The organism is Allolucifera butyrica, assembly GCF_900476375.1.
GTDB classification, from domain to species: domain Bacteria; phylum Bacillota; class Negativicutes; order Sporomusales; family UPPP01; genus Lucifera; species Lucifera butyrica.
The window spans coordinates 59,702-85,956 of sequence record NZ_UPPP01000070.1 but is presented as its reverse complement, the minus strand read 5'-3'; the positions used below and the strand labels follow the sequence as shown (position 1 = coordinate 85,956).

Below are 26,255 nucleotides of genomic sequence, written 5' to 3'. Positions count from 1 at the left end.
CTTTATCGGCCCCGTTGGCAAAGACTTCTTTTGCCAGCCCTGCCACCTGTTCCCCGATGATCACGCCGGCCAGTTCCTGCCCCAGCGCATCCGCCAGCAGCCTTCCCTGGCCCAGAAGTTCATGCGCTACATTGCGGGCCTGTCCGCCCACTTGTTCCACATACACCCAGACGCCCTTGTATTCCGCCTTATCCATGGCCACGTTCTTTTCTTCCGTTTCCCGGACAATCGCCCCGACGGGACAGACATCGATACACGCGCCGCAGGCCGTACAGGCCTCGGTGATAAACGCCTTGTCCTCCCGCATTTCGATGGCGCCGAACGGACAGGTGCCCACACAGGCGCCGCAGCCAATACATTCCGCTTTTTTTACTACAACAGCCATTTATTTTTCCACTCCCATTAGATAATCTTTGCTTCCGTCAGTTTGCGCGCCAGTAAGGCAGCGGCTTCCCGCGGCGTCTCGGCCTTAATCATTTCCCCCTGCACGCGCTGTTTGGGGGTGAAGATACGCCGCACCTGGGTCGGAGACCCCTTTAAGCCGATGAGTCCCGGTTCCACCTCGACATCGGTGGCGGTCCATACCGGAATTTCCTTGCGATTGGCTTTCATCGTGTTTTTCACCGTGGGATACCGCGGTTCGTTAATGGATTTAACAACACTTAGCAAGACCGGCAGGGAGGTTTCAATGACTTCATAGCCTTCTTCCTGTTCCCGTTCCACCCGGACAACCCCGTCGTTCACTTCCACCTTGGCCACATAGGTTACCTGCGCAATGCCGAGATGTTCGGCAATTTCCGGCCCGACCTGGGCAGTATCACCGTCAATGGCCTGTTTGCCGCAGAAGATGACATCCACGTTGCCCATTTTTTTAATGCCGGCAGCCAGGGTATGGCTGGTAGCCAGTGTATCGGCCCCGCCGAAAGCCCGGTCGCTCAGCAGAATGGCTTCATCCGCCCCCATGGCCAGACATTCCTTCAGGGCATCTTTTGCCTGCGGCGGTCCCATGGAAAGGACCGTTACTTTGCCGCCATGTTTTTCCTTCAACTGCAAGGCCGCTTCGACCGCGTTCTTGTCAAAGGGATTGACAATGCTGGGCACCCCCTGGCGCACCAGCGTGTTTGTCGCGGGATCGATTTTTACTTCCGTGGTGTCAGGTACTTGCTTGACACATACTACGATTTCCATTTTGTAATCCTCCTATTAATTACGGATGTTATGCCGGTCTAACGCAGCACGGAACTGGAAATAACCATGCGCTGGACCTGATTGGTTCCTTCATAGATCTGGGTAATTTTAGCATTCCGCATGAGGCGTTCCACCGGATATTCCCGGCTGTAACCGTAGCCGCCAAAAATCTGCACGGCATCGGTAGTAACCGCCATGGCCGCATCGGAGGCAAACAGTTTGGCCATGGCCGCCTCCTTGGCGTAGGGAAGGCCTTTATCTTTGAGGTAAGCGGCCCGGTAAACCAGCAGTCTGGCTGCGTCAACCTTAGTGGCCATATCGGCCAGCATGAAAGCAATTGCCTGATTGGCGGCAATCGGTTTGCCGAATTGTACTCTTTCTTTCGAATATTTAACAGCATGGTCAAGAGCGGCCTGGGCAATCCCCAGCGCTTGCGCCGCTACGCCGATGCGTCCGCCGTCCAGAGTCTGCATGGCAATTTTAAAGCCTTCCCCTTCTTTGCCAAGCAGATTTTCCTTTGGTACGCGCACGTCCTGGAATACCAATTCCATAGTCAGGGAAGTATGAATTCCCATTTTGTGCTCTCGTTTACCAAAGGTGAATCCGGGCATCCCCTTTTCCAGAATGAAAGCGGAAATCCCCCGGGCGCCCCTGGATTTGTCCGTCATGGCGAATACAACGTAGATATCGGCTTCCCCGCCATTGGTGATAAAAATTTTGCTGCCGTTCAATACATAATGGTCCCCGTCAAGCACGGCCACCGACTGTTGGGCCGAAGCGTCCGTACCGGCATTGGGCTCTGTCAGGCCGAAAGCTCCTAACTTCGAACCTTCCGCCAGAGGGGTTAAGTATTTCTTTTTTTGTTCTTCCGTGCCAAAGGCGTAAATCGGCCAGCCGCACAGGGACACCGTTGCCGACAGGGTAATGCCTATGCCGTCGTCAACCCGGGACAGTTCTTCCACCGCCAGTATGTAGCTGAGTACGTCGCCGTCCGCGCCGCCATACGTTTCGGGAAAACAAATACCCGTAAATCCCAACTCTCCCATGGCATCAGCGATTTCGCGGGAGAACTCACTTGCCTCATCGCGCTCGGCTACGGTCGGGGCTACCTCTTTTTCGGCAAACTCCCGAACCATTTTTTGCATCATTTTTTGCTCTTCCGTTAACTGAAACTCCATAATCCTGACCTCCTAAAAATAATTTATGAGAATGCAATTAAGCCTTACCCCTGTGAAAACATTCACTTCTCCATCATGAGAGTGCCAGTACCCAACGGTACTGGCCTTTGATATCCTATTTGCAGGAAATCCGCTCCACAATGGTTGCTACCCCCTGGCCGCCGCCGATACATAAAGTGGCTAGTCCCAATTGGACATCCCTTTTTTCCAAGGCGTGAAGCAGGGTAACCAGAATACGGGCACCGCTGGCGCCGATGGGATGACCGAGTGCTATGGCTCCGCCATTTACATTCACTTTCTCTTTCGGCAAGCCAAGTTCCTTCCCCACTGCCAAAAATTGTGCAGCAAACGCTTCATTGGCCTCAATAAGATCAAGGTCGGCAATAGTCAGCCCGGCTTTAGCGAGAGCCTTGCGAGTGGCGGGCACCGGTCCCATACCCATAATGGCGGGGTCTACGCCGCCGGAAGCATAAGAGCGGATGCGGGCCATCGGTTTCAGATCCAGTTGTCTGGCTTTATCGGCGGACATAACAACCAGTGCCGCCGCCCCGTCATTGATGCCGGATGCATTTCCCGCCGTAACCGTGCCGTCTTTTTTAAAGGCCGTCCGCAAACCCTGCAGACCGTCCGGGGTCGTACCCGCTTTGGGATATTCATCGACAGCAACTATTTTGTCACCTTTTTTACTTTTTATCGTTAATGGCAAAATTTCCTGCTGAAAACTGCCATCTTCAATTGCTGCCAATGCCTTGCTCTGCGACTCGAAGGCCAGGCGGTCCTGTTCTTCCCGGCTGATACCATATTGGGCGGCTACATTCTCGGCCGTAATCCCCATATGGTAATCATTGAAGGCGCACCATAACCCATCCTGGATCATCGAATCAATCAGCTTGCCGTTCCCCATCCGGTATCCCCAACGGGCCTTATTTTCCAGGAGATACGGCGCATTACTCATACTCTCCATGCCACCGGCCAGAACGACGTCGGCATCGCCGGCCAGAATTGCCTGCGCCGCCAGGTTGACTGTTTTCAGACCGGACCCGCATACTTTATTAATGGTATAGGCCGGCACTTCCACCGGAATCCCGGCCTTGACAGCTGCCTGACGGGCAGGATTCTGCCCCAGGCCGGCCTGCAGCACATTGCCAAAAATTACTTCTTCGACAATGCCGGCATCAATCTTGGCCCGTTTGACCGCTTCGGCCATTACGGCGCTGCCCAGGTCCACTGCCGAAAATCCGGCCAGGGAACCGTTAAAACTACCGACTGCCGTACGTACGGCACTAACAATGACTGCTTCTCGCATCGAATCCACTCCCGCTATTTATTTTAGTCCCATGAGTCCATCCCGGAAAATCCGCTCATCCATCGTCTTTAAAGCTGGCGAAATGACCGGTTTAAAATCCATGTATGCCAGTATATCTTTTTCCAAATCCACACCCGGTGCAATCTCTGTCAGCATCATACCTGCCGGCGTCAGTTCAAATACGGCCCGCTCCGTAATATACATAACGGGCTGATTCACTTTTTGTGCATACTGACCGCTGAAGGTAATTTGTTCCACCTGCTTGAGGAATTTTTTAGCCTTCCCCTCATTGGTAATGTTCAGTTTACCGTCGGCTACTTTAACCTTCAGCCCGCCGGCGCTAAAGGTGCCGCAGAATATAACCCGTTTGGCATTTTGCGTAATGTTGATGAACCCGCCGCAACCGGCTACACGGCCTTTAAATTTGCTTACATTGATGTTTCCCTTTTCATCGGTTTCGGCCAGCCCCAAATAAGCCAGATCCAAACCGCCGCCGTCATAAAAATCAAACTGGTAGGGCTGGTCCAAAATGGCTTCCGCATTCGTAGCCGCTCCGAAACTGCCGCCGCCGGCCGGTACACCGCCAACCGGCCCGGCTTCTACCGTTAAGGTCATCATATCGCCGATTCCTTCTTCATTGGCCACCATGGCGACCCCTTCCGGCACCCCGATTCCCAGGTTGACTTTCGCTGCCGGGATCAGTTCCATAGCAGCCCGGCGGGCAATCACCTTGCGTTCATCCAGCGGCATCGGCGCCAACGCGGACAAAGGAACCTTGATCTCGCCGGAATAGGCGGGATTATATTGTTCCCCAAAGGTCTGCATATGCTGTGAAGGGTCATCGGCAACGACGATATAGTCAACGATGATGCCCGGTATTTTAACTTGCATCGGCTGAAGGCTGCCGTTGGCGACCAGACGTTCCACCTGGACAATGACAATCCCGCCCGAACTCTTGGTCGCCTGGGCAATCGACAGATTCTCCAGCGAAACCGCTTCATGTTCAATCGTAATATTGCCCCGTTCATCGGCGCTCGTTCCCCGCAATAATGCGACATGAACCGGAAACGGCTTATACCACAGCCATTCTTCCCCGCCCAGCTCAATTACTTCAACCAGCTCTTCCTTAGTTACGGCGTTGATTTTACCGCCTTCAACCCGGGGGTCAACAAAGGTATTCAGTCCGACTTTAGTAATAACACCGGGTTTACGGCCGGCTACATTACGAAACCAATGGGTTAATGTTCCCTGCGGAAAATTATAGGCTTCAATTTTATTTTCCACGGCCAGCTTGCCAAGCTTGGGAGCAAGATTCCAGTGGCCGCCCACGGCCCGCTTGACCATTCCCTCCACGCCTAAATGATTCAGGCCGCGGTCCTTACCGTCTCCCTGGCCGGCACAATAGATCAGGGTCAGATTGGTTGGTGCTCCTTCGTTCAAAAACCGTTGTTCCAAAGCAGCAGTCAGTGTTTCCGGATGGCCATTCCCCACGAAACCGCTGGTAGCAAGGGTCACGCCGTTTTGAACCAGTCTTACAGCATCCGCCGCACTAATCACCTTCGCCATATTGTTCACACTCCTTACAAATCTCAATCCACAATAGTAAGCAATGCAAAACTCATGCCAATTGCCAAAATGGTCTGTTTAGCGGAACCAGCTGGTGAATACTGAGCAATTTCGCGGTTTTCAGTTTTTAAAACCGCCTGTCCGGGACAAGGCTTACGCATTTTGTACGCATCCATGTACACTTCTGTGTCTATATATCTGTACACATTATAATAAAAACCGCTGACGCGGTCTTTCGGCTCTTGGCTCATGGCACAGTGATTCTTCTGCCGCTAAAAAAATATCCGTACAATAAAAAATGGAGAAAGCCATAATCAGACTTTCTCCATTCATTGTCTCGAGCCGGATTTCCGTATGTTTATTTAGACAATCCGCAATGCAATTTACCCGCAATGATGCCGAATACCCATAATTGTCAGTGTAAATACTGCTCCGTTGCCAGCCGCGTACCTGCAGCGGTTTTAAAATTTTTAGCAATGATCGCGGCCAGTCCCGGCAGTTGGTCCAATTGCTCTTCTTCGATATTGACAAGTAAATCGGCTTCCAAGATAATCTGAAAATCCAGTCCATCGTTTTTAGACGGTGTATGATGTCCGCCGATAATATAGGCTACCCGTTCCATCACCGGGTCCGGTTCTCCGGCTTGCCGCATTATTTGTCTGGCAACCGGCGGACCCTCTATCTCCTGGTAGTTCCCGGCAGAAGAATGATACTTTTCCTCCGCCGGCTTAATCCCCACATCATGCAGCAGTGCCGTAATCGTAATAACCTTGCGCAGATCCGCCGAAACGTTTTCCCCGCACATAATTTTTTCCGCGTAGGCTAATACCTTCAACGCATGATTGATTCGTTTCCGGTCCGAGCCAAAGTGACGTTCGAGCTGTTGCCGGTAAAATTCCCGGTAGTTATCCTGCCTGCCGGGTATCGCATCACTCATTGTACATCCGCCTCCTTTATCGAGCCTGCTTAAAAAGCGCATCAATCCCATTTTTCGCAGTCCTCTGTCATGATTTCAGAATGCGAAATATGGGATCTACGTTGTTGCGGCTGTGCGTTCTCACTCAACGTACGTCTAAGTACGCCTTCGTTCGAATGCTCGCCGCGCCTAGTATCTGCATCTTTTTAAGCAGGCTCTTATCCAGTATACCATATTATAGACAGGTGTCGACCCGGTCCCACAATCTGCCCAGCAATAGCTGCCTGCCCTCAATCGCCGGAAAGCCCAGTTGCCGGCCGGACACAAAATCACCGTGACAGTCCGACCCGCCGGTCACTATCAAATTATGCTGTAAACACCAGGCCAGCGCCTGCCGGGTTGTTGCCGCATCATGACCGGGATGATAACATTCCACGCCTTCAATGACTCCGCCGGCAAACTCCTGCAAAGTCTCTTCCAGCGAACAACCGTGAAACTCACTGCCGGGATGAGCTAAGACCGGTACCCCGCCGGCGGCGGTAATAGCATCCCCGACTGCCTGGAGCGAGGGAAATTCGGGAAAGGAAATTCCCCTTTCCGGCGTAAACCAGCGGGCGAAGAAATCCTTCACGTCGGAACACAAGCCTTTATCAATAAGAAAATTGAGAGACTTCCAGCCGCCGCGAGCCGGATCGTGACGATAGGCGTGGTATTCGGCAAAATCGACCGGCAGCCCATCGGCTATGAGCTTGCGGATACTCTCATGATCGGCTTCCTCCATCAGGGTCTGGTTGTGAATGAGCAGACGGCGCAAGGCTTCGCACGCCGGATCAATTCCGTATCCTAAAATATGAAAGGAACCGCCTTTGTGGGTCGCGGAAATTTCCACTCCCGTTAAAAAATGCAATCCCGCTTTTTGGGCCAGTACAGCGGTGTCAACAACATTGTCGACACTATCGTGGTCGGTTACGGCAAATAATCCGATTTCGCGCCGCGTCAATTCATCAATTAGTTGCCGGGGAGACCAGCAACCGTCCGAGGCTGTCGTATGAATATGTAAATCCGCCCGCATAGAAAGCGCATGAATCGGTTTCATTGTTCTTACTCCTTGTAAAGTGCTTATTTTACCCGTTTTCTTCATCATATCCGAAACAGAATAACGAATCAAGAACAGTCCTCTTATTATTTCATAAGTTCAACGGTACAAAATGTGGCGGTAACAAAGAAAAAGAGCCATAAGGCTCTCTATATCCACTACCTGCCTGCATGTTTAGGAACATGTTTAGCTGGTCGATTCTTCTTATTTTTGTGCCACCTGTCAAGTAATTCGATCATCATCTTGATAATACTTAAGATAGTGGCAATTACAGAAACAATATTACTGAAAAGCAAAACTAAATCTGCTGCATATACGGTCACCTCCTCTCGGTGAATCACAGATTTAATTTTTGCTCTTTATAGGTTACTACGCAATATAAAGAGATATTATGCATACAGCAGTGAAACTTTTAACATTCATCTTCAATCCAGATAAGGGAATTTTTTCCTCTCACATTTATCATAAACATATCCTTAGCTGCGTACAAGTATCTTTGTCTAAAAAGACTGTATTAGTGTCTGTAAAGATCCCGGTTTGCGTCCCCATTCCCGGAAGCTGCAAAAGTTTGCATACATCCGTTTTACTTTGCCTTTACTAAGAGTCAAAATCAGCGCCCCCTCCGGCCCAGAACGCCAAATTTTTGCAAACTGTTGGCAATCGTCCCGCCCAGATAGGGGACGCGGCGAATATCCTCTTCCGCCAAACCGCCAATGGCAACTTGAATTAAAAGATAGACAGCGCCGCCGGCGGCAATGGAGCTTAATGTCGCCCATGTATTGTCGCCGGTTTTATAAATCAGTCCGTTATAGACCCCCATCACGGCCAGTCCCATGACGGCGGCGGCCACGCCGGTCTTTAGAATATACTTGCTATTGATGGCAAACCCCACTTCCCGGTAAATAAAATACATATTAAGCGCCGCCGCAATACCGAAATCAGCCACCGTTGCCCCGGCGGCCCCCTTAATTCCCAACAAAGGAATAGCCGTCAAGGTCCAGTTAAGTATTACCTTAATTACGGCGGAAAATCCCATATTCACAACGGGAATCGTCGTATGGCCCAATCCCTGCAGTACACCTGTCGTCACTTGGTGCACACCCAATAAAAAGATGCCCACGGCCAGGACCCGGACCGGTCCGCCGGCGTCAGGCGCATGGTAAATCAACTGGGCGATCGGCGCCGCCAATAAATAAATTAATACCCCGCCGGGCAGACCAACCCAGGTCGCTATATTGAGGGCCGATTCCGTACGCCGATAAATAGCCTGCCGGTTACCAAGCGCCTTGGCTTCGGATATGGACGGTACCAGGCTGGTTGCCAAAGAAGCGGTCAATAAAGTAGCCAGATTGACCAGGGGAACCGCCATGCCCGTCAAATAACCGAATTGTTCCGTAGCATGTTCAGTCGTAAAACCGGCCGCTTCCAGCCGGGTCGGCACAATCAGCATATCCAGATTGGATACAATAGGGAGCATAATGCTGGCCATCGAGACCGGCAAAGCCAGCTTAACCAGCCGCCGGATGATGTCCACCGCTCCCTCGGCCGGAAGAGACAAATCAGCGTCCCCGGGCGGAAGCTGCATTTTGGGGCGCAGCTTCCAATAATAATACAACAAAACCAATAGTCCGCCTACCGCACCGGGAGCGGCTCCCAGACTGGCGCCTGCTGCCGCATATTCCAGTCCGCGCGGCAGCAGCAGGTTGGCGAACACCAGCATGGTTATCACCCGGACCAATTGCTCAACAATCTGAGACACAGCCGTAGGCGTCATTTCCTGCCAGCCTTGCAGATAACCCCGGAAACTGGACAGTAACGTAACGAAAAAAATAGCCGGCGCCAAGGCAATAATGGAATAATAAGCCCGCACATCCCGGATAATACGGTGGTCAATCAGCCAACCGGCGCCTAAATACGTTAGTACGCTGAATAGCAAGCCGGATGTGAATAAAATAACCAGAGAAATGGTAAATACCCGTTTGGCCCCCCGCACATCCCGCAAGGCCAGTTTCTCGGCCGTAATAATGGAGATAGCTACCGGAATCCCTGCCGAAGACACGCTCAAAGCCAATAAATAGATGGGAAATGCCATCTGGTATAAGCCAATTCCCTCACCGCTTAAGACCCGCGACAAAAAAATCCAGTTCAGCGAACCGATAATTTTCACTACAAAGCCGGCTATCGTCAAAACCAGCGTTCCTTTAAGGAAATTTCCCTTATTGCGGGAAAATTCATCTTTTGCTAAGTTGCTCAATATTTACCCTACTTTCAGCAGTAGTTTATGCTTGTTTTTTTCTCACCCAAAATCCAACTGTCAAGAACAGCAATAAGCCAAAAACAGCTACCAGACCGGCCGCATGCCCCATCTCGTATAACTTGCGCCAATTTTCCCCCAGGAGCCGGCCGAGAGAAACCAAACCAATACACCAAATGGTCGAACTAAGAACAATATATATCATAAATTTCTTTAAGTTCACTTGCAAAAGGCCTGCCGGCAGTGCAATCATGCCTCTCACTACCGGCAGGATCCGTCCGACCAGTACGGTGATCATTCCATAGCGCTCAAACCAGGCTTGAGCATACTCTAATTTTCGCGGGGACAAAAACATATATTTGCCGTATTTATGTACAAAGGCTCCCTCTCCGAAATAACCGATCAGATAAGCAATCAGTGAACCTAAAACTTCTCCCAGTAAGGCCGCCGGAATGACCCAGCCAAACTGAAGCCGTTCGGCAAAAACCAAATAACCGGCAAAAGCCAGCGTCAATTCACTGGGCACAGGTACGCCCATACTGGCAAGGCCTGTACCAACCAAAATGGCGAAATATCCTTGCGAACCAATATAATCAATCATTGTCTGAACGATATAATCCATCTTTTATCCCCTTATGTTTCACTTATTGCATTCTGTTACAATTATCCTTCCTTTACTATTACCAAATGACCGGAAGCTTAGACCGGTGCAGGGAAATAAAAACCTACAAACCCCTTTCCGGCTTGCAGGCCTGTTTTCTTCTGCCGTTAAAACACCCGTCCAATGCCTAAACCCTAAACGGGCTGTCTATATAACCCATATTCGCATCTTACAGAGGATTGCGAAAATGGATTGAGAACAAACGCTCTGGTATATATTTCCCAATATGACAAATTCCATTTCGACAAAACTTTTTCTTTTCCTTTTTCCGCATAACAAAACCCTCATCTCTTCTTTATTATTATAAATCAGGCAGCCCCCAATGGTCACGCAAATTCTTCCAGGCAGTAAAAAAACCGCTAACGCGGTTTTAAAAATCTTCTTTCCTATAGGGTAAACCGGTCCACGGAATGTTGCAGTTGTCCGGCCATTTGGGTCAATTCCTGACTGGAGGCAGCAATTTGCTGCGTCGAGGCGGACAATTCCTGGGTCAGGGCCGACACGCTCTGGGACTGCCCGGCTGTATCCTGACTGATCCTATCCACATCCCGCATGGAAGCGACTACCTGCTCACTGCCGGCCGACATTTGATGAACCGCAGCCGAAATTTCATCAACCTGGCCGGATACCTGTTCAAACAGACCGGTAATTTGCTCAAAAGCGCGCCCGGCTTCCTGAACAACCCGGGTTCCCACAGAAACCTCCTGTTGCCCTGTTTGCATTGCCGTAACGGCTTGCCCCGTATCATTCTGAATGACCCGGATTAAGTCGTCAATCTGTTTGGTTGCTGTTTGCGACTGATACGCCAGTTTACGCACTTCTTCCGCCACCACGGCAAATCCTTTCCCCTGTTCACCGGCACGGGCCGCTTCAATGGCAGCATTGAGGGCCAGCAAATTGGTCTGAGCGGCAATATCATTGATCGTCTCCACGATTTTACCGATTTCCCGGGAGTGTTGGCCTAGTTTGTCCACCAATTGAGTAGAGTTGCTTACTGCCTGCTCAATACTCTTCATTTGTTCTCTTACCGTATTAACCGCACCGCCGCCCGCCGCTGCCGCCATGGTGGTCTGGCGGGAAATTTCCGTCAGCGTGTCCGTCCGGCCGGCCACCCGTGTTATCCCTGCCGACATTTGTTCCATAGCACTAAGAGCCTCACGCACAGCGGCCATCTGAGTCTCCGTTCCCCGGGACACCCGCATAATAAGTGCCGACACCTGTCCGGCCGCCTGAGCCGACTGATCCGAAGCCGACATTAACTGTTCCGAAGCCCCCGTAACCTGTCGCGAAGAATTAAAAATACCGTGAATCAGCGTGCGCAGATTGTCCTGCATTGTATTAAAAGCCGCGGCTAATTTTCCCAGCTCGTCTCTGGAGGTAACCGGAATCGGGTTGGTCAAATCTCCGTCTGCGCATAACGTCGCACCTTCCAGCAGCCGCTTAATTGGCTTGCGTATCATACGGGAAAAGAAAATACTCAGCACTGCCCCGGCCATAAAAGCAATCATTCCTAATACGGCGTTAATCCAATTAGCCTGTTGCCCCGCTTTTCCGGCCGCCTCGATTTTGGCTTGCGCCATGCTTTTACTCTGTTCAACGGTTTGATTCAAAATGGCCGCTACTTTCTCCCCCATCTCCACCATACGGTCATTGACCTTAAACATTTCCGTCTTTGTCCTTTGGGCCTCTTGCGTATTCCCCTGAGCCAGTTCATTATGATACTTCTTAACTAACGGTGTCAGATCATTCATGGCAATATCGCTGTACTTGCCGGTAAGCTGAGAGAGTTGCCGCATCTCCCGCCCCATTTCATTGCCCAGTTGATTTTCCAGTTCATATTCCCTTACGACAGCATCGCTCATTGACTTTTCCATTTGCTGATAATATTTGGGGTCACCGGACGCAACAAACCGGGTGGCATTAGCATTGCCATCGGCAAATATATTCTTAATCTGCATGGCTAACATTAAACGGGAATTAGCCTTTTGAACTTCCACCATGTTACGGGTGGACCAAACATTGGCAAGATAGGAACTCAACCCAATGCCTGCCAGCAACAGCAGCAGCAGAAAAAAACCCAGGGCAATTTTATCGCCGATAGAAAGCCCCTTATGCCTCAATGCGATAAATCGTTCATTTCCCCACCATAAGGTCAGATTGGTAAACGGATTTTTTTTCATCATATTCTCCTCCTGATCAGCCGCTGCGGCAAAATAAAATTCCCCCCAAAAACAGACAAAGCTTTTCAGAGACGCGAGCGTCTCTGAAAAGCTTCATTGCCACACTGTATTTACATGGTAATTATTCTTCATTTTAGCATCTCCGGCGAACTTTTACAAGCATTTGGGGACAGTTAGCTAAGTTAATAATTTGGTCCGGGCGAATACATTATATATTGCTCGCAGCGGTCTATAAGATTATGAATATTGGCAAAGTAAGGCAGGGAAATCAACCCGTATGCGGAAATGAAAGATAAAGAAGAAAACTGTTTATCCATAGAAAAGAGGAGAATCAGCATGAAAAAAGTCAAAATTGGTATCATTGGCTATGGACTATCCGGGTCGGTATTCCACGCTCCGCTTATCAGTACTGTGGAGGGCCTGGACCTGGTTGCGGTCGTTTCGTCCCAGCCGGAGAAAGTGCGGCAGGACTTTCCGGCCGTAGACGTTGTTCCCTTTGTTGAAGCTCTGCTGGCCAGACCGGACATTGATTTGGTTGTTGTGTCTACTCCGAACACTACCCACTTTTCTTTTGCGAAACAGGCGCTGGAAGCCAACAAACACGTAATTGTCGAAAAACCGTTTGTAACCCATTTCCAGGAAGCAGACGAATTAATATCCCTGGCCGAAAAACAAAACCGCCTGTTGAGCGTTTACCAGAACCGGCGCTGGGATAATGATTTTTTAACCCTGAAGCAATGCATCCGGGAAGGCTTATTGGGCGATATTTTTAGCTATGAATCCCATTATGACCGGTTTCGTCCCCAGGTTAGCGGAAAATGGCGGGACCAGGCTTTACCCGGTTCAGGAATGCTATTCGACCTGGGTTCCCATCTGATTGACCAGGCGCTGCATCTTTTCGGACTGCCCTGTACCGTTTTTGCTGATATACAGGCTCAGCGGCCGGGCGCCCAAGCCGACGATTACTTCCATATTATATTAGGCTATGACCGTCTGCGGGTCATTCTACACTCCAGTTGTCTGGTCCGTAAGCCCGGTCCTCACTTCCAGGTGCATGGCAATAAAGGAAGCTTTATCAAGTACGGTCTGGACCCGCAGGAAGGATCCCTGGCGGGAGGAATCCGGCCGGGTGCTCCCGATTGGGGCCGGGACCCGGCCGATTTATACGGTCAGCTCACCATTGGAACCGGCCTTGATATTACAGCCCCGGTAGAAACACTGCCCGGTTCCTACCAATCCTATTATCAGGCTGTTTATCAAGCAATCACCGCCGGCAGCCCCTTGCCGGTTACGGCCAGAGAGGCCCGGAACACAATAAAAATTATTGAAACCGCCCAGGAAAGCAGCAAAACCGGGAAAATCATCCCGTTTGCAGAATAATCGAGCAGGAGGTTTAATTATGGAAGACTTGCAAGAATTACTGACCCAAGTAAAAAATGAGGAAGAACTGCTCCAATTTGCCTCCTTTACGAACGAAACGGCATTAGCATTAGGCACTCAGCTGGCCAATACCGCCGCGCAGAAAGGCAAGGCCGTAACCGTTGATATTTGCCGTAACGGCCAGCAGTTGTTTCATTACGCCATGACCGGCACATCGGCGGATAATGACGCCTGGATTCAGCGCAAAAACAGAGTGGTCAACCGCTTTGGCCACAGTTCCTATTATGTGGGACTGCTGCTTCGCAGCCAGGAAAAAACGATGGAAAATAAATATTTACTGCCCGAATCCGACTATGCTCCCCACGGCGGAGCCTTTCCCCTCCGTATCAAAAATGTCGGCGTCGTCGGCACCATCACCGTTTCCGGACTGCCGCAGCGGGAAGATCACGAACTGATCGTTGGCGTATTAAAAAATTTTCTCGGTTTGCCTGATTAATATGGAATGACTGCCGTTACCATAAAAAATTCACATCAACTCATAAGTTTTCATAAGATGTAATAGATAATATAGAGGGGGGCTAAAATGAGTATAAAAAATGCTTTCAAAAACCCGCGGCAAGCGCCGGTTGTTTCCATACTCCCCCGGCAGTTAAACACTTCTTATTCCGTTCTCCTGCAGGTCCTGCCGGCTATCCGGCACGGCCTCAAAGAGATTAACGCCACCGACCCTCAACACGCCCTGACTGAAGTTGCCCTGATGAGCTATCTGATTGGTCTCGGCTTCGACTACCGCACGGCCAAAGTCATCGTGGAATCCTGGGAAAGTGATGAGCAGCTGGTGTGTGACGGCATACTCACGTCATCTTAATAGCCAGGACCCGGAAAAGCATACCGGGTCCTGGCTATTCTTTATTTTTTTCTCAGCCGTTATACGATTTCCGCTCTCTCTAAACTTACTCGGCCAAATATCCCTTTTGTACGGCCCGCTCAATCACGTCCTCCACCAATTCACAAATCTGCGGCGACAATTCCCGGGTCAGGCGGTTGCGTTCCTTAACTTTGCTGCTGGTAATACCATGTTCCCGCCAAGAGCGCCCGGCGGTATGATAATGCAGCAATAACGGCTGCAATCTGTCCAACGCTGCCGCCAAACGGGCTTCCATGGTAAGACCGGCTTCAAACTCCTCCCACACCGCCCGGAAATCGCGGGCCTGGTCCGCCGGCAGTAAGCCAAAAATCCGGTTAGCTGCCGTTTCTTCCCGCTTTTTCTGGGTTTTCACGGCTTGTTCATCGAAACAATAAGTATCCCCGGCGTCAATCTCTACCAGATCATGGATCAGCACCATCTTTAAAGTTTTTATCATATCCGCCGGGCCAGACGCATATTCGGCCAAAAGAAGGGCCATAACCGCCAGATGCCAGGAATGCTCGGCATCCGTCTCCCGCCGCTCGCCGCCGGTCACATAATTCTGCCGGGCAATCTGTTTAACTTTATCAATCTCAACAATAAATTCAATTTGCTTTTTTAATCTTTCACTTACCATAGTTTCCTCCCGTCCGATATCCATCCAAAATACAACCCATGCACCTTTCCCCAACTGCATAGTATCATGAAAATAACTTGCTATCAATAATAAAGGATCTGCTTTTCATTTACTCCCTTACATCTTATAATAATAATCAAGAAATATTAATTAGCCAAAATCAACTTATTTCGAAGGAGGCTTACTTATGAAAAGTCAATTTAACTATTTTATGCCCACCCGGATCTTATTTGGTCCCGGCAAACTGAAAAAACTGGCTACCACTCCCTTCTTACCCGGTAAAAAGGCTTTAATAGTTACCAGCAGCGGCCCTTCCGTCAAAAAGTACGGCTATCTAGACCGGGTTATTGAATATTTAAAACAAAATAATGTGTCCTCGGTTACTTTTGACAAAATATTGCCTAACCCCATTCTGGACCATGTTATGGAAGGCGCTCAGGCAGCCAAAGACAATCAATGTGATTTTGTCGTCGGCCTGGGCGGCGGTAGTTCCATCGATTCGGCCAAAAGCATTGCCGTCATGGCAAAAAATCCGGGAAATTACTGGGACTATGTGTATGGCGGCACCGGAAAAGGAAAACCGGTGACCGGCGGCGCTCTGCCGATTGTGGCCATTACCACCACCGCCGGCACAGGCACGGAAGCCGACCCCTGGACAGTGATCACCAACCCGCAAACTAATGAAAAGATTGGCTTTGGCAACGATTATACCTTCCCGGTTCTATCCATCGTCGATCCGGAACTGATGGTTACGGTACCGCCAAAATTTACGGCATTTCAGGGCATGGACGCCTTCTTCCATTCCGTTGAAGGGTATCTGGCCACAGTCAGTCAGCCCGCCAGCGATCAATATGCTTTAGAGGCCGTTACCCTGATTACCAAATATCTGCCGGTCGCCGTAGCCGACGGCAGCAACCTGGAAGCCCGGACGGCGCTGGCCTGGGCCAACACGGAGGCCGGTATGGTAGAATCCCTGTCCTCTTGTATTTCCCACCATTCTTTGGAGCACGCCCTAAGCGCTTACCATCCCGGGCTGCCTCACGGAGCCGGGTTAGTCCTGTTGTCAATAGCCTATTTCTCCTTTATGGCCGGAAAAAGCCCGGCCCGCTTTGCCAACCTGGCCAAAGCCATGGGGAAAAATGTAATTGATCTGCCGCAGGAACAACAACCCTTTGCCTTCATTGCGGCCTTGAAAAAACTGATCGCCGCCATTGGCTTGCAGGACCTTAAATTAAGCGATTATGGCGTCAAAAAAGAAGAAGCCCCCTTATTGGCCAGGAACGCCATGAGCGCCATGGGCGGCCTGTTTGCCGTTGACCCGTACAAACTGTCCCCGGAAGAAGTAACCGGAATTTTTGAAGCCTGCCTGGAATAAGGAAAACGGCGCAGGGCGCATAGCAAATAAAACCTAGCTTTTGTATAACCCGGTCCAAAGAAAAAAACGGGAGAAGACTTAGCAATAAGTCTCTCCCGTCTTTCTTTAACCGGTTTCGCCTTGTTTTTCACCACCCCGCACTTCCCGGATATGGTTGGCAGCATCCACCATTACTACAGTGGGAGAAAACGCGTGAAATTCTTCTTCCGTCATCATCGCATAGGCAATGATAATGACCGTATCACCCGGCTGCGCCATGCGGGCCGCCGCACCGTTAAGACAAACGACGCCGGAATTTTTTTCCCCTTTGATAACGTACGTTTCCAGACGGCTGCCGTTGTTATTGTTAACGACCTGAACCTTCTCATTAGGGAAAATACGGGCAGCCTCTAAGAGCGCCTCGTCAATGGTGATGCTCCCCATATAATTAAGATTGGCCTCTGTGACCGTGGCACAGTGTATTTTCGCTTTCAACGATGTTAAGAACACGCTGCAACCTCCAAAATGGTGTTGTCAATAAGCCGGGTTGATCCGAACCACACTGCCAGGGCCACCAGTGCTTTATCCTGCAATTCCTGAATCGGATTCAGTTCCGGATACCCATAGATTTCCGCATATTCGATTCTGGCCAGAGATTCCCTGGCAAGTTCACTTTGAATCAAACCCAGAAGCTTTGTTACATTCCGCTCGCCCTCCCGTACCGCCGCCTCAGCCGTTCCCAGGCTGCGATAAAGAACCCGGGCCGCCGTTCTTTCCTGCGGGGACAAATATACATTGCGCGAGCTTAAGGCCAGGCCGTCCTCTTCCCGGACAATAGGCAGCACATCAACGGCGACATCCATATGTAAGTCCCTGGCCATTCGCCGGATCACCAGTGTCTGTTGCGCGTCCTTCTGGCCGAAGAAAGCCCGGTCCGGCCGCACAATATGGAACAATTTGCAGACCACTGTCGCCACACCCCGGAAATGGCCCGGGCGGGACAAACCACAAAGTTTTTCCGTAATCCCCCCGACTTCAACATAAGTAGCATATCCTGCCGGATAGATTTCACCGGCTTCCGGCTGAAAAATGACATCCACACCGGCCGTCGCCGCCTTTGCCCGGTCGTTTTCCGGTACCCGGGGATACTGTTCGTAATCTTCCTGCGGACCAAACTGAGTCGGATTGACAAAAATACTGGCTATAACCACATCACAAACTTGTTTGGCCTGCCGCATGAGAGTCAAATGGCCGGCGTGCAACGCTCCCATTGTGGGCACGAGACCGATCCGTTTGCCCTCGCCGCGCACCCGGTCAACGTAAGCGCGCATCTCTTTTACCGTTGTTAATACCTGAAGCATTCTTCTCTTCCTTTTCGCCTAATATAGTTTTTCCAGCACGCCGCCATCCATAGCGAAACCGTGTTCCGGCGCCGGAAAAGTTCTTGCGGTCACTTCTTTTTTATAAGCGGTGACCGCTGCCGTTATGTTTTGCTGCAGGTCGGCATATTTTTTCACAAATTTGGGCGTAAACCCCGTTGACAACCCCAGCAAATCATGAGTAACCAACACTTGTCCGTCGCAGTCGGCGCCGGCGCCAATGCCAATCGTAGCAATACCGAGGGATTGAGTGACTTTTTTCGCCAACAGGCTGGGAACACATTCCAGCACAATGGCAAAAGCGCCGCAGCTTTCCAGCAGCCTGGCATCCTCCAGCAACTGCTGCGCCGCTCTTTCCTCTTTTCCCTGTACTTTGTAGCCGCCTAACTGGTGAACCGCCTGGGGGGTCAATCCCAAATGCCCGACAACTGGGATGCCCGCTTTAACCATCGCCGCAACAGCCGGGGCAACGGCTTGGCCGCCTTCCACCTTTACTGCCTGAGCTCCTGTTTCTTTCAATAGCCGGCCGGCATTGCGAACTGCTTCTTCCACCGAGACCTGGTATGACAAAAAAGGCATATCGGCTACCACCATCGCTTGCTGCGTTCCCCGGCAAACTGCTTTCGTATGATGAATCATATCCTCCATCGTCACCGGCAAGGTGGATTCATACCCCAGCATAACATTACCCAGTGAATCGCCTACCAGAAACATGTCGATTTCCGCCTGATCCAGCAGTACGGCAGTCCAATAATCATATGCCGTCAGCATAGTAATGGCCTCGCCGTTTTTTTTACGGTCCCGGATGGTCGCCGTTGTGATTCGTTTCATTCTTGTTCCCTCCGTTTAATCGGTCTTCGAATAAGTCGCCCATAGCTGCCGCCTGGATTTTAGTAATCCGGCCCGCTTCCCGTCCGATTTCGGCAGTATACAGTCCCAACCGGCAGTATAATTCACAATTTCCGGTATCCATATCATCTAGCGCCGTCAAGTGCCTGGCAATCGTTGACAGGTCTCCCCGGCTGGCCGGCCCGGTTAAAGCCGCCGGAACTCCCAGACAGTCGATGTTCTCCACCGTCCCCGTCAAAAGGGGCCGTAATGCCCGCCATGCTTCCGTCCGGGTCAGGCCGAAACGGGCATAAAGACCGGTCGCCCAGTGCGCCAGCGCAACCAGATAATTAGATAGGATACAGGCACCGGCATGATAAAGGGCCCGCTCCGATGGCGGCACAAAAAAGCTTTGCCCCCCCAGAGCATTTACCAGTTCTTCTGCTGCTGTTACTGCCTCCGGATCGCCGTCAAGCGCAAAATAAACCCCTTCTAAAGCCCCGGGCACAACGTCTGCGGCAGCAAACGACTGCAGAGGGTGAAGCGAGCCGGTGAATGCCCCGTCAGCTTTAGCCGGCGCCAAAATCGCTGCGGTCAAAGACCCGCAGGTATGTAGAACAACCTGTTTGGCCCGGAAGGCGCCGCTTCGGGCTGTGGTCGCCGCCACCTCGCCGATCAGCCGGTCCGGTACAGTCAACAGTACGATGTCCGCTTGCCGGATAATATCCCCCGGTGCCGTCGACCAGGTTACTGCCAGCCGTTCTCCCAGCCGGCGAGCCGATTCTTCCTGACGGCTGACAACACCGGTCAATTCAAAGCCCCGGTCCTTGAGGAGCACAGCCAGGACACTGCCGACCTTTCCCGCGCCCACTAGGGCAATGCTTTTTTTCGGCAATATCATCCCCCCTTGCATGAACACTGAAAAAATAAAATGCCTTCCGGCACCTGTCCGGAAGGCATACGAATCCCTCTCACCTCCCGTCTCAGTCCTGTCCGGATCTAAGCGGATTACTATTATGAGGTTATTTCAAGACACAGCCCGTCTCTTTGTGCGGCTCCCACCGGATGCCGCCAGGACAGGCGCATAAAATCAACCAGCTTCATCATACCACAGAAGGTTTCTGCAGTTCAATACCTGCTGACAATATTAGGACTGTTTGTTTTTTGTATAAATATCGAAGGCTACAGCCAGCAATAATACCAGGCCCTTGATTGTTTGCTGCATGTCAATGCTAACGCCAATCAAAGACATGCCGTTATTCATAACCCCCATAACCAGACCACCGATAACCGCTCCTGTAATGGTACCAATCCCGCCGGCGGTAGAAGCGCCGCCAATAAAGCAGGCTGCAATGGCGTCCAGTTCAAAGCCCGTGCCGGCTTTCGGCGTTGCCGCGTTAAGCCGGGCGGCGAAAACGAGGCCGGAAAGAGCTGCTAATACGCCCATATTGACAAAAACCCAGAAGATAATCCGCTGTGTTTTCACGCCGGACAGTCTGGCCGCTTTTTCGTTGCCGCCAACAGCATAAATATGGCGCCCCAAAATTGTTTTCGTAGTAATAAACGTATAGAAAACAATGAGCACAGACAATAAAATCAAAACATTCGGAATCCCCTTATATAAGGCGAGAATATACGTAAATCCGTTAATTGCCAGAGCAATAATTGCAATTTTGGCAAGCATGAGCGGCAAGGGAATTACATCGAAATTATACTTTTGCTTCGCCCGCCGGTTGCTTAATTCAAAATAAATAAAAATAACAGTCAAAATGATCCCAATCATCAGAGTTGTAATGTGAAGATGGGCTCCGTGAAAGTAGTCAGGCACAAAACCACTGCTGATCTTTTGGAAGCTTACCGGGAAAGGCCCCATAGACTGTCCGCCCAGCACCGTCATCGTCAGGCCCCGGAACAGCAGCATGCCGGCCAGCGTTACAATAAAACCGGGAATTTTAAAATAAGCAGTCCAGTAACCCTGCCAGGCGCCGACAAGCGCTCCCAGCAGCAAGCTAAGTGTTACGCCGGCCACAACTCCCATATGGTGCTCTACCATTAAAATCGCCGACAAGGCGCCGATGAAAGCAGTTACCGAACCGACGGATAAGTCAATCTGGAAAGCGACAATAACCAGCAACATGCCGATGGCCAGGATTAAAATATAACTATTCTGCTGGATTAAGTTCGTTACATTCAGCGGCATCAGCAGCGTACCATTACTGACAATTTCGAAAAACAGCATAATGGACACTAATGCGATCACCATGCCGTATTCCCTGATATTGTTTTTAAACAATTGCTTCAACGTTTCCAAGTTTAGCCCTCCCTTACCTATTGATTACATGTCTCATAATTTTTTCCTGGGTCGCTTCACTCTGGGACATCTCACCGGTAATCCGTCCTTCGCTCATTACATAAATCCGGTCGGACATTCCCAGAATCTCCGGCAATTCGGAGGAAATAAGCACAATCCCCTTGCCGGCCTTGGCCAGATTATTTATGATCGTGTAAATTTCATATTTCGCACCTACATCAATCCCCCGGGTGGGCTCATCCAAAATCAGCACATCCGGTTCGGTAAAAATCCACTTGCTAAGAACGACTTTTTGCTGATTGCCGCCGCTCAAATTAACCGTCGGCTGCAAAATGCTGGAACATTTAATATTCAGCTGCCGGCGGCTCTTTTCAACCTCCACGATTTCTTTGTTCTCATCGATTATATATCGATTTGATATTTTATTTAAATTAGCCAGTGTCGAATTGCGTTTGATATCATCAATTAAAATTAAGCCATATTGTTTTCGGTCTTCCGTCACATAAGCTACACCATTTTCAATCGCTTTGCTTACATCGGTCAAATGAACTTCCTGGCCGTTCTTATATACATGTCCGCTTATTTTTTGTCCGTAGGATCTGCCGAAGATGCTCATCACCAGTTCCGTTCTCCCGGAGCCCATCAGACCCGCAATTCCCACGACTTCGCCCTGACGGACCGTCAAGTTGACATCATTGATGATCTTGCGGTCGCCATGCAGCGGATGGTAGACATCCCAGTTCTTTACTTCAAAGATGACATCACCAATCACTACGTCCCGCTTAGGGAAACGGTCGGTTAATTCCCGGCCCACCATTCCTTTGATGATCCGGTCTTCCGTAACCGGTTCCGTTTGAACATCGATCGTCTCAATGGTGGCACCGTCACGCAAAATGGTAATAGAATCCGCAACTTTGGAAACCTCATTCAATTTGTGGGAAATAAGAATAGAAGAAATTCCCTGCTTTTTAAACTCCAGCAGCAGGTTTAATAAATTGGCGCTGTCATCTTCGTTCAAGGCCGCCGTCGGTTCGTCCAGAATGAGCAATTGAACTTTCTTCGCCAGGGCCTTGGCAATTTCGACCAATTGCTGTTTGCCTACGCCGATATTGGTGATCAGCGTTTGAGGCGATTCCTTCAGTCCCACTTTTGCCAGCAGTTCCTGGGTGTGAGCCGTCGTCGCGTGCCAGTCAATCAGACCATTCTTTCCCTGTTCGTTGCCAAGAAAAATATTTTCGGCAATGGATAAATAAGGAATCAGGGCTAATTCCTGATGAATAATTACAATGCCTACTTTTTCGCTTGATTTAATGTCTTTGAATTCGCAAAGCTCCCCGTTGTAACGAATATCCCCGGTATATGTTCCATGGGGATATACTCCGCTTAAAACCTTCATTAAAGTGGACTTGCCTGCACCATTCTCGCCAACAAGCGCGTGTATTTCGCCCTTTTTCACCCGCAGGTTTACATTATTAAGAGCCTTGACACCCGGAAATGTTTTCGTGATATTAATCATTTCCAAAATAATATCTTCCATATATCCCCGACCCCCTATCTACCACGCAAATAGTTTAGATAATAATTTAGTGATGACCGACCATTCAGCCATCACTAAATTATTAAATGGTACTATCCACACTGATAAAACTTTGTTGAATTATATCTGCCGAAAAAAAGCCAGAACGGTATTTCAACGATTATTGAAGCTGGTCCGCCTTGTAATAGCCGCTGTCGATCAGCACTTTCTGGTAATTGGATTTGTCGACGGCTACAGGCGTCAGAAGATACGAAGGAACCACTTTCACACCGTTGTTGTAAGTCTTGGTATCATTTACTTCCGCTTTCTTGCCGTTCAAAACCGCATCCACCATATTAACGGTTACTTTGGCGAGATCCCGGGTATCTTTAAAGATCGTCATGGATTGTTCGCCCTTGATGATCGACTTCACAGAAGGAATTTCGCAATCCTGTCCGGTAACGATAGGCAGCGGTTGATTCGCTGTGCCGTAGCCGACAGCTTTCAGCGAGGAAAGTACGCCGATGCTAATGCCGTCATACGGTGACAGAACCGCGTCAACCTTGGCATTCGTATAATACTTGCTCAACAAGTCGTCCATTCTGGCCTGCGCCGTAGCGCCGTCCCATCTCAGCGTAGCACAGACTTTCATATTCATCTGGCCGCTTTTTACAACCAGTTTGCCGGAATCAATATACGGCTTTAAAACCGACATGGAACCGTCAAAGAACATAAAAGCGTTATTGTCGTCGGGCGAGCCGCCAAACAATTCGATGTTAAACGGACCTTTGCCGTCTTTCAAACCTAATTTGTCGACAATATACTGAGCTTGCAAAACCCCAACTTTGAAATTATCGAAGGTTGCATAGTAGTCAACGTTGGGCGTATTTTTGATCAAACGGTCATAGGCAATAACCGGAATATTTTTATCCTTCGCTTTTTGCAATACTTCCGACAGCGCAGAACCGTCGATAGATGCTACAATCAAAACCTTGGCACCTTTGGTAATCATATTTTCAATCTGGGACACCTGGGTTTCCACACTGTCTTCCCCGTATTGCAAATCTGTATCATACCCTTTGGCTTGCAGTTGTTTCACAATGTTGTTACCGTCTGCGATCCATCTGGCGGACGATTTCGTAGGCATTGCAATACCTACCAGTTTTTTACCGCTGTTTGAACTCGCTTTGGTGTCACTGTTTGACCCGCATCCCGCCAGTGCAAGCGCCATTACCAGCACCAGCAGCACAGCTACTACCTTTTTCATTGAAGATCCCCCTTTTTTTTAATGTTATTACCGTTAAACCCAATAACACCCTTTATTATACTTTGACCACATCCTTTCAACAAATAACCCTTTAATATGTAAATACAAAAACCTGCAATCTATCCGGCTGTTTATTTCAACAATAAATACTTTTTAAACAATACAGAAAATTCGACAGCCATATAAACTTCTGAATCTCCTGGAAATAAAAGCCTTCCCAATAAATTAATTACTTAATTATCGATTTTATTTAATACATTCGCTATGACTCAGGGAATTCCTTCTTGCAAAACACAAAAATGAAAAAGTTAATATAAAAAAATTAATAGCAATGCGGCATTCTTCTTGCATATCTTTTACAGCAATCCCGTTCCTGCTTTCACATATTTTTCGACAGAAATCAGCTCTCTCCTGCTCTATAAATTTCAAATTTAATTAATTATTATTCAAAGCACTAATAAAATGGCAGGATTTAACGAAAAATTCTAGAAAATGAAAATAAATTAAATTATCTGGTTGCCGCATTTATGAAACAGGAGGGGACTCGGAATGAAAAAAAAGTTTAACTTACAGCTGGATATCGGCACAAGAATTCTTCTGACTTCTATTATAATTGTTTTGGTTTTTAGCGGTCTCAATATTTACACCTATTTAACCATCAACTCGATGCAGGCAAAATATCATAAACTGATTACTGAAACCACGCCCATTATCAACAGCGTTTCGTCTATGCAAACAGAAATCTGGACACAAAACGCAGAAGTCAGAGCATATATCCTAAGCGGCAGCCCGTCCTATAAACAAAATTATCAGGATTCCCGCAAAAGGCTGGCTCAGCTCTTTGACCACGTACAAAAATCCGCCGACAGCGATACGAAACAGAAAGTATTGCAATTGCGGTCTGCGGTATCCAGATTTGAAAAGACATTGGAAATCGGTATGGCAATTCGTAATGTATCCAATATAAATGAAACAATAAAATTTCTCAATGCTTCCAATGAACAAATTAATGCCGCCATACAGGAAGCCGCCAAGTTCAACTCTCAAATATCGGCCCAAGTGAACCAGCAAGTCGCCGATACTGCAGCCGATATCGAACGCATGAAAAGGACGGCTCTTATATTAAATATTTTAATCCTGCTATTAGCTGCGGGCAGCAGTTACCGGTTCGCCCGTCAAATATCCCAGCCGCTTAAAACAGTTGCCGGAGCAGCCCAAAGCATTGCCGCCGGCGACTTACGGCAAAAAAGCATCAATTATTCCCGGGCCGACGAAATCGGCCATATGGCTCAGGCAGTCAATATAATGATAAAAAATTTACGCCAGATTATTAATCAGGTTGCCAAAGCATCGGAACAGATCGCCGCATCCAGCGAACAGCTAAGCGCCACTACCCACCATTCAGCCGGACTCTCCGTCCAGGTCGTCGATACCGTCACCGAAGTTGCAGCAGGCTCAGCCGCTCAGGTTCAAGCAGTCGAAGACACGTCGTCTACAATAACAAATATGGTCCATTCAATTACACAAATTGCCGAGAACGCCGGCCACGTCTCCACAAAATCCCAGGATGCTTCCCAAATGGCGAAAGACGGCGAAATTGCCGTAGATGAAGCGATGCGGCAAATGCAAACAATCAGCCAGTCCGTTAGCCGTTCCTCGGCAGTGGTTGGCAACCTGGGTGCAAGTTCCCGTCAAATCAGCGAAATTATCGGTGTTATCAGCGATATTGCCGGACAAACCAATCTCCTGGCCCTCAACGCCGCAATCGAAGCGGCCCGCGCCGGCGAACACGGGCGCGGCTTCGCGGTGGTAGCGGATGAAGTCCGTAAATTAGCCGAGCAGTCTCACGCAGCAGCGCAAAAAATTTCCGCAATCATTACGGAAGTGCAAAAGGAAACGGACATTGCCGTATCAACCATGCAGGAGGGGACGGCCGAAGCCGCTCAGGGAATTGATGTAATCAGTCAGACCGGCATTAAATTCAAGAAGATCGTCACCGTTGTCGGTGAACTAAATCAGCAGATTCACAGAATCAGCACGGCAGCGGAACAATTAGCCTCTTCGGGCGGGCAAATCGTGGCGGCAGTGGAAAATGTCAAACATATCGCAGTACAAACGGCGGCCAATACGCAAACCATCTCAACCTCGGCAGGCGAACAGGCTGCGTCCATGCAAGAAATTAATACGGCTTCGCAATCTCTGGCGACTATGGCCGAGGGCCTCCAAAACCTGGTGGACCAGTTTGAATTATAAAAAATGAAAGAATAAGAAGGAAACCGACGGTTTCCTTCTTATTCTTTCCAGCTCTGAAATTTTCTTTTGCCAGATTTC

24 protein-coding genes are annotated in these 26,255 nt (G+C 49.5%); 5 read left to right on the top strand and 19 right to left on the bottom strand.

Annotation, left to right across the window (positions count from 1 at the left end; all coding sequences use genetic code 11):
• The 11 genes from LUCIF_RS26995 to LUCIF_RS11155 form a co-directional block, all read right to left on the bottom strand.
• A partial coding sequence (locus tag LUCIF_RS26995; protein WP_122627978.1) for a DUF362 domain-containing protein occupies positions 1 to 385 on the bottom strand: 385 nt, incomplete at its 3' end.
• A gap of 17 nt (positions 386 to 402) precedes the next feature.
• On the bottom strand, positions 403 to 1,188 hold the full coding sequence (locus tag LUCIF_RS11200) for an electron transfer flavoprotein subunit beta/FixA family protein (RefSeq protein ID WP_122627977.1): 786 nt from the start codon (positions 1,186 to 1,188) through the stop codon (positions 403 to 405).
• Between the two features lie 38 nt (positions 1,189 to 1,226).
• Entirely contained in the window at positions 1,227 to 2,366 is a 1,140-nt protein-coding gene (locus LUCIF_RS11195) for an acyl-CoA dehydrogenase (RefSeq protein WP_122627976.1), read from the bottom strand.
• Positions 2,367 to 2,481: 115 nt separating this feature from the next.
• Positions 2,482 to 3,672 (bottom strand): acetyl-CoA C-acetyltransferase, encoded by a 1,191-nt coding sequence (locus tag LUCIF_RS11190; protein WP_122627975.1) that lies wholly within the window; start codon positions 3,670 to 3,672, stop codon positions 2,482 to 2,484.
• Positions 3,673 to 3,690: 18 nt separating this feature from the next.
• Positions 3,691 to 5,238: an acyl CoA:acetate/3-ketoacid CoA transferase gene (locus LUCIF_RS11185; protein ID WP_122627974.1), complete on the bottom strand. Its 1,548-nt coding sequence runs from the start codon at positions 5,236 to 5,238 to the stop codon at positions 3,691 to 3,693.
• Positions 5,239 to 5,261: 23 nt separating this feature from the next.
• Positions 5,262 to 5,489, bottom strand: a complete 228-nt coding sequence (locus LUCIF_RS11180) for a hypothetical protein (protein ID WP_122627973.1) — start codon at positions 5,487 to 5,489, stop codon at positions 5,262 to 5,264.
• A 164-nt stretch (positions 5,490 to 5,653) separates the two neighbouring features.
• Positions 5,654 to 6,175 (bottom strand): HD domain-containing protein, encoded by a 522-nt coding sequence (locus LUCIF_RS11175; RefSeq protein ID WP_122627972.1) that lies wholly within the window; start codon positions 6,173 to 6,175, stop codon positions 5,654 to 5,656.
• Positions 6,176 to 6,389: 214 nt separating this feature from the next.
• Positions 6,390 to 7,250: a PHP domain-containing protein gene (locus LUCIF_RS11170; RefSeq protein WP_122627971.1), complete on the bottom strand. Its 861-nt coding sequence runs from the start codon at positions 7,248 to 7,250 to the stop codon at positions 6,390 to 6,392.
• Positions 7,251 to 7,860: 610 nt separating this feature from the next.
• Positions 7,861 to 9,504 (bottom strand): putative polysaccharide biosynthesis protein, encoded by a 1,644-nt coding sequence (locus tag LUCIF_RS11165; RefSeq protein ID WP_207857505.1) that lies wholly within the window; start codon positions 9,502 to 9,504, stop codon positions 7,861 to 7,863.
• A 25-nt stretch (positions 9,505 to 9,529) separates the two neighbouring features.
• Positions 9,530 to 10,126, bottom strand: coding sequence for a DedA family protein (locus LUCIF_RS11160; protein WP_122627969.1), 597 nt, complete (start codon positions 10,124 to 10,126; stop codon positions 9,530 to 9,532).
• Between the two features lie 425 nt (positions 10,127 to 10,551).
• Positions 10,552 to 12,348 carry a methyl-accepting chemotaxis protein gene (locus tag LUCIF_RS11155; RefSeq protein ID WP_122627968.1) on the bottom strand — a complete coding sequence of 599 codons (1,797 nt, stop codon included), beginning with the start codon at positions 12,346 to 12,348 and terminating at the stop codon, positions 10,552 to 10,554.
• A 333-nt stretch (positions 12,349 to 12,681) separates the two neighbouring features.
• Between LUCIF_RS11155 and LUCIF_RS11150 the strand changes: the two genes are divergently transcribed.
• The 3 genes from LUCIF_RS11150 to LUCIF_RS11140 all read left to right on the top strand — a co-directional run bounded on the left by LUCIF_RS11150 (position 12,682) and on the right by LUCIF_RS11140 (position 14,593).
• Positions 12,682 to 13,725, top strand: a complete 1,044-nt coding sequence (locus tag LUCIF_RS11150; RefSeq protein WP_122627967.1) for an oxidoreductase — start codon at positions 12,682 to 12,684, stop codon at positions 13,723 to 13,725.
• Positions 13,726 to 13,744: 19 nt separating this feature from the next.
• The gene (locus LUCIF_RS11145; RefSeq protein WP_122627966.1) at positions 13,745 to 14,221 is read left to right on the top strand and encodes a heme-degrading domain-containing protein; all 477 of its coding nucleotides are present in this window, start codon (positions 13,745 to 13,747) and stop codon (positions 14,219 to 14,221) included.
• 87 nt (positions 14,222 to 14,308) lie between these two features.
• The gene (locus tag LUCIF_RS11140; protein ID WP_207857503.1) at positions 14,309 to 14,593 is read left to right on the top strand and encodes a hypothetical protein; all 285 of its coding nucleotides are present in this window, start codon (positions 14,309 to 14,311) and stop codon (positions 14,591 to 14,593) included.
• Positions 14,594 to 14,678: 85 nt separating this feature from the next.
• On the opposite strand, the gene LUCIF_RS11135 is transcribed toward LUCIF_RS11140, so the two are convergent.
• Positions 14,679 to 15,269, bottom strand: coding sequence for an HD domain-containing protein (locus LUCIF_RS11135; RefSeq protein ID WP_207857501.1), 591 nt, complete (start codon positions 15,267 to 15,269; stop codon positions 14,679 to 14,681).
• Positions 15,270 to 15,456: 187 nt separating this feature from the next.
• On the opposite strand from LUCIF_RS11135, the gene LUCIF_RS11130 reads away from it, so the two are divergent.
• The gene (locus tag LUCIF_RS11130) at positions 15,457 to 16,644 is read left to right on the top strand and encodes an iron-containing alcohol dehydrogenase (protein ID WP_122627965.1); all 1,188 of its coding nucleotides are present in this window, start codon (positions 15,457 to 15,459) and stop codon (positions 16,642 to 16,644) included.
• Positions 16,645 to 16,749: 105 nt separating this feature from the next.
• On the opposite strand, the gene panD is transcribed toward LUCIF_RS11130, so the two are convergent.
• The 7 genes from panD to chvE all read right to left on the bottom strand — a co-directional run bounded on the left by panD (position 16,750) and on the right by chvE (position 23,924).
• Positions 16,750 to 17,133, bottom strand: coding sequence for an aspartate 1-decarboxylase (gene panD, locus LUCIF_RS11125; protein ID WP_122627964.1), 384 nt, complete (start codon positions 17,131 to 17,133; stop codon positions 16,750 to 16,752).
• Entirely contained in the window at positions 17,124 to 17,984 is an 861-nt protein-coding gene (gene panC, locus LUCIF_RS11120) for a pantoate--beta-alanine ligase (protein WP_122627963.1), read from the bottom strand. The genes panD and panC overlap by 10 nt, the downstream gene beginning before the upstream one ends.
• Positions 17,985 to 18,002: 18 nt before the next feature.
• Complete coding sequence (gene panB / locus LUCIF_RS11115) at positions 18,003 to 18,833, bottom strand: 3-methyl-2-oxobutanoate hydroxymethyltransferase (protein WP_122627962.1); 831 nt, start codon at positions 18,831 to 18,833, stop codon at positions 18,003 to 18,005.
• Positions 18,796 to 19,725: a Rossmann-like and DUF2520 domain-containing protein gene (locus LUCIF_RS11110; RefSeq protein WP_165865967.1), complete on the bottom strand. Its 930-nt coding sequence runs from the start codon at positions 19,723 to 19,725 to the stop codon at positions 18,796 to 18,798. Before LUCIF_RS11110 ends, panB begins: the two co-directional genes overlap by 38 nt.
• Before the next feature lie 252 nt (positions 19,726 to 19,977).
• On the bottom strand, positions 19,978 to 21,141 hold the full coding sequence (mmsB, locus tag LUCIF_RS11105) for a multiple monosaccharide ABC transporter permease (protein WP_122627960.1): 1,164 nt from the start codon (positions 21,139 to 21,141) through the stop codon (positions 19,978 to 19,980).
• Between the two features lie 13 nt (positions 21,142 to 21,154).
• The gene (gene mmsA, locus LUCIF_RS11100; RefSeq protein ID WP_122627959.1) at positions 21,155 to 22,678 is read right to left on the bottom strand and encodes a multiple monosaccharide ABC transporter ATP-binding protein; all 1,524 of its coding nucleotides are present in this window, start codon (positions 22,676 to 22,678) and stop codon (positions 21,155 to 21,157) included.
• A gap of 160 nt (positions 22,679 to 22,838) precedes the next feature.
• On the bottom strand, positions 22,839 to 23,924 hold the full coding sequence (chvE, locus tag LUCIF_RS11095; protein ID WP_122627958.1) for a multiple monosaccharide ABC transporter substrate-binding protein: 1,086 nt from the start codon (positions 23,922 to 23,924) through the stop codon (positions 22,839 to 22,841).
• 549 nt (positions 23,925 to 24,473) lie between these two features.
• Between chvE and LUCIF_RS11090 the strand changes: the two genes are divergently transcribed.
• Positions 24,474 to 26,177 carry a methyl-accepting chemotaxis protein gene (locus tag LUCIF_RS11090; RefSeq protein WP_122627957.1) on the top strand — a complete coding sequence of 568 codons (1,704 nt, stop codon included), beginning with the start codon at positions 24,474 to 24,476 and terminating at the stop codon, positions 26,175 to 26,177.
• Positions 26,178 to 26,255: the final 78 nt, after the last annotated feature.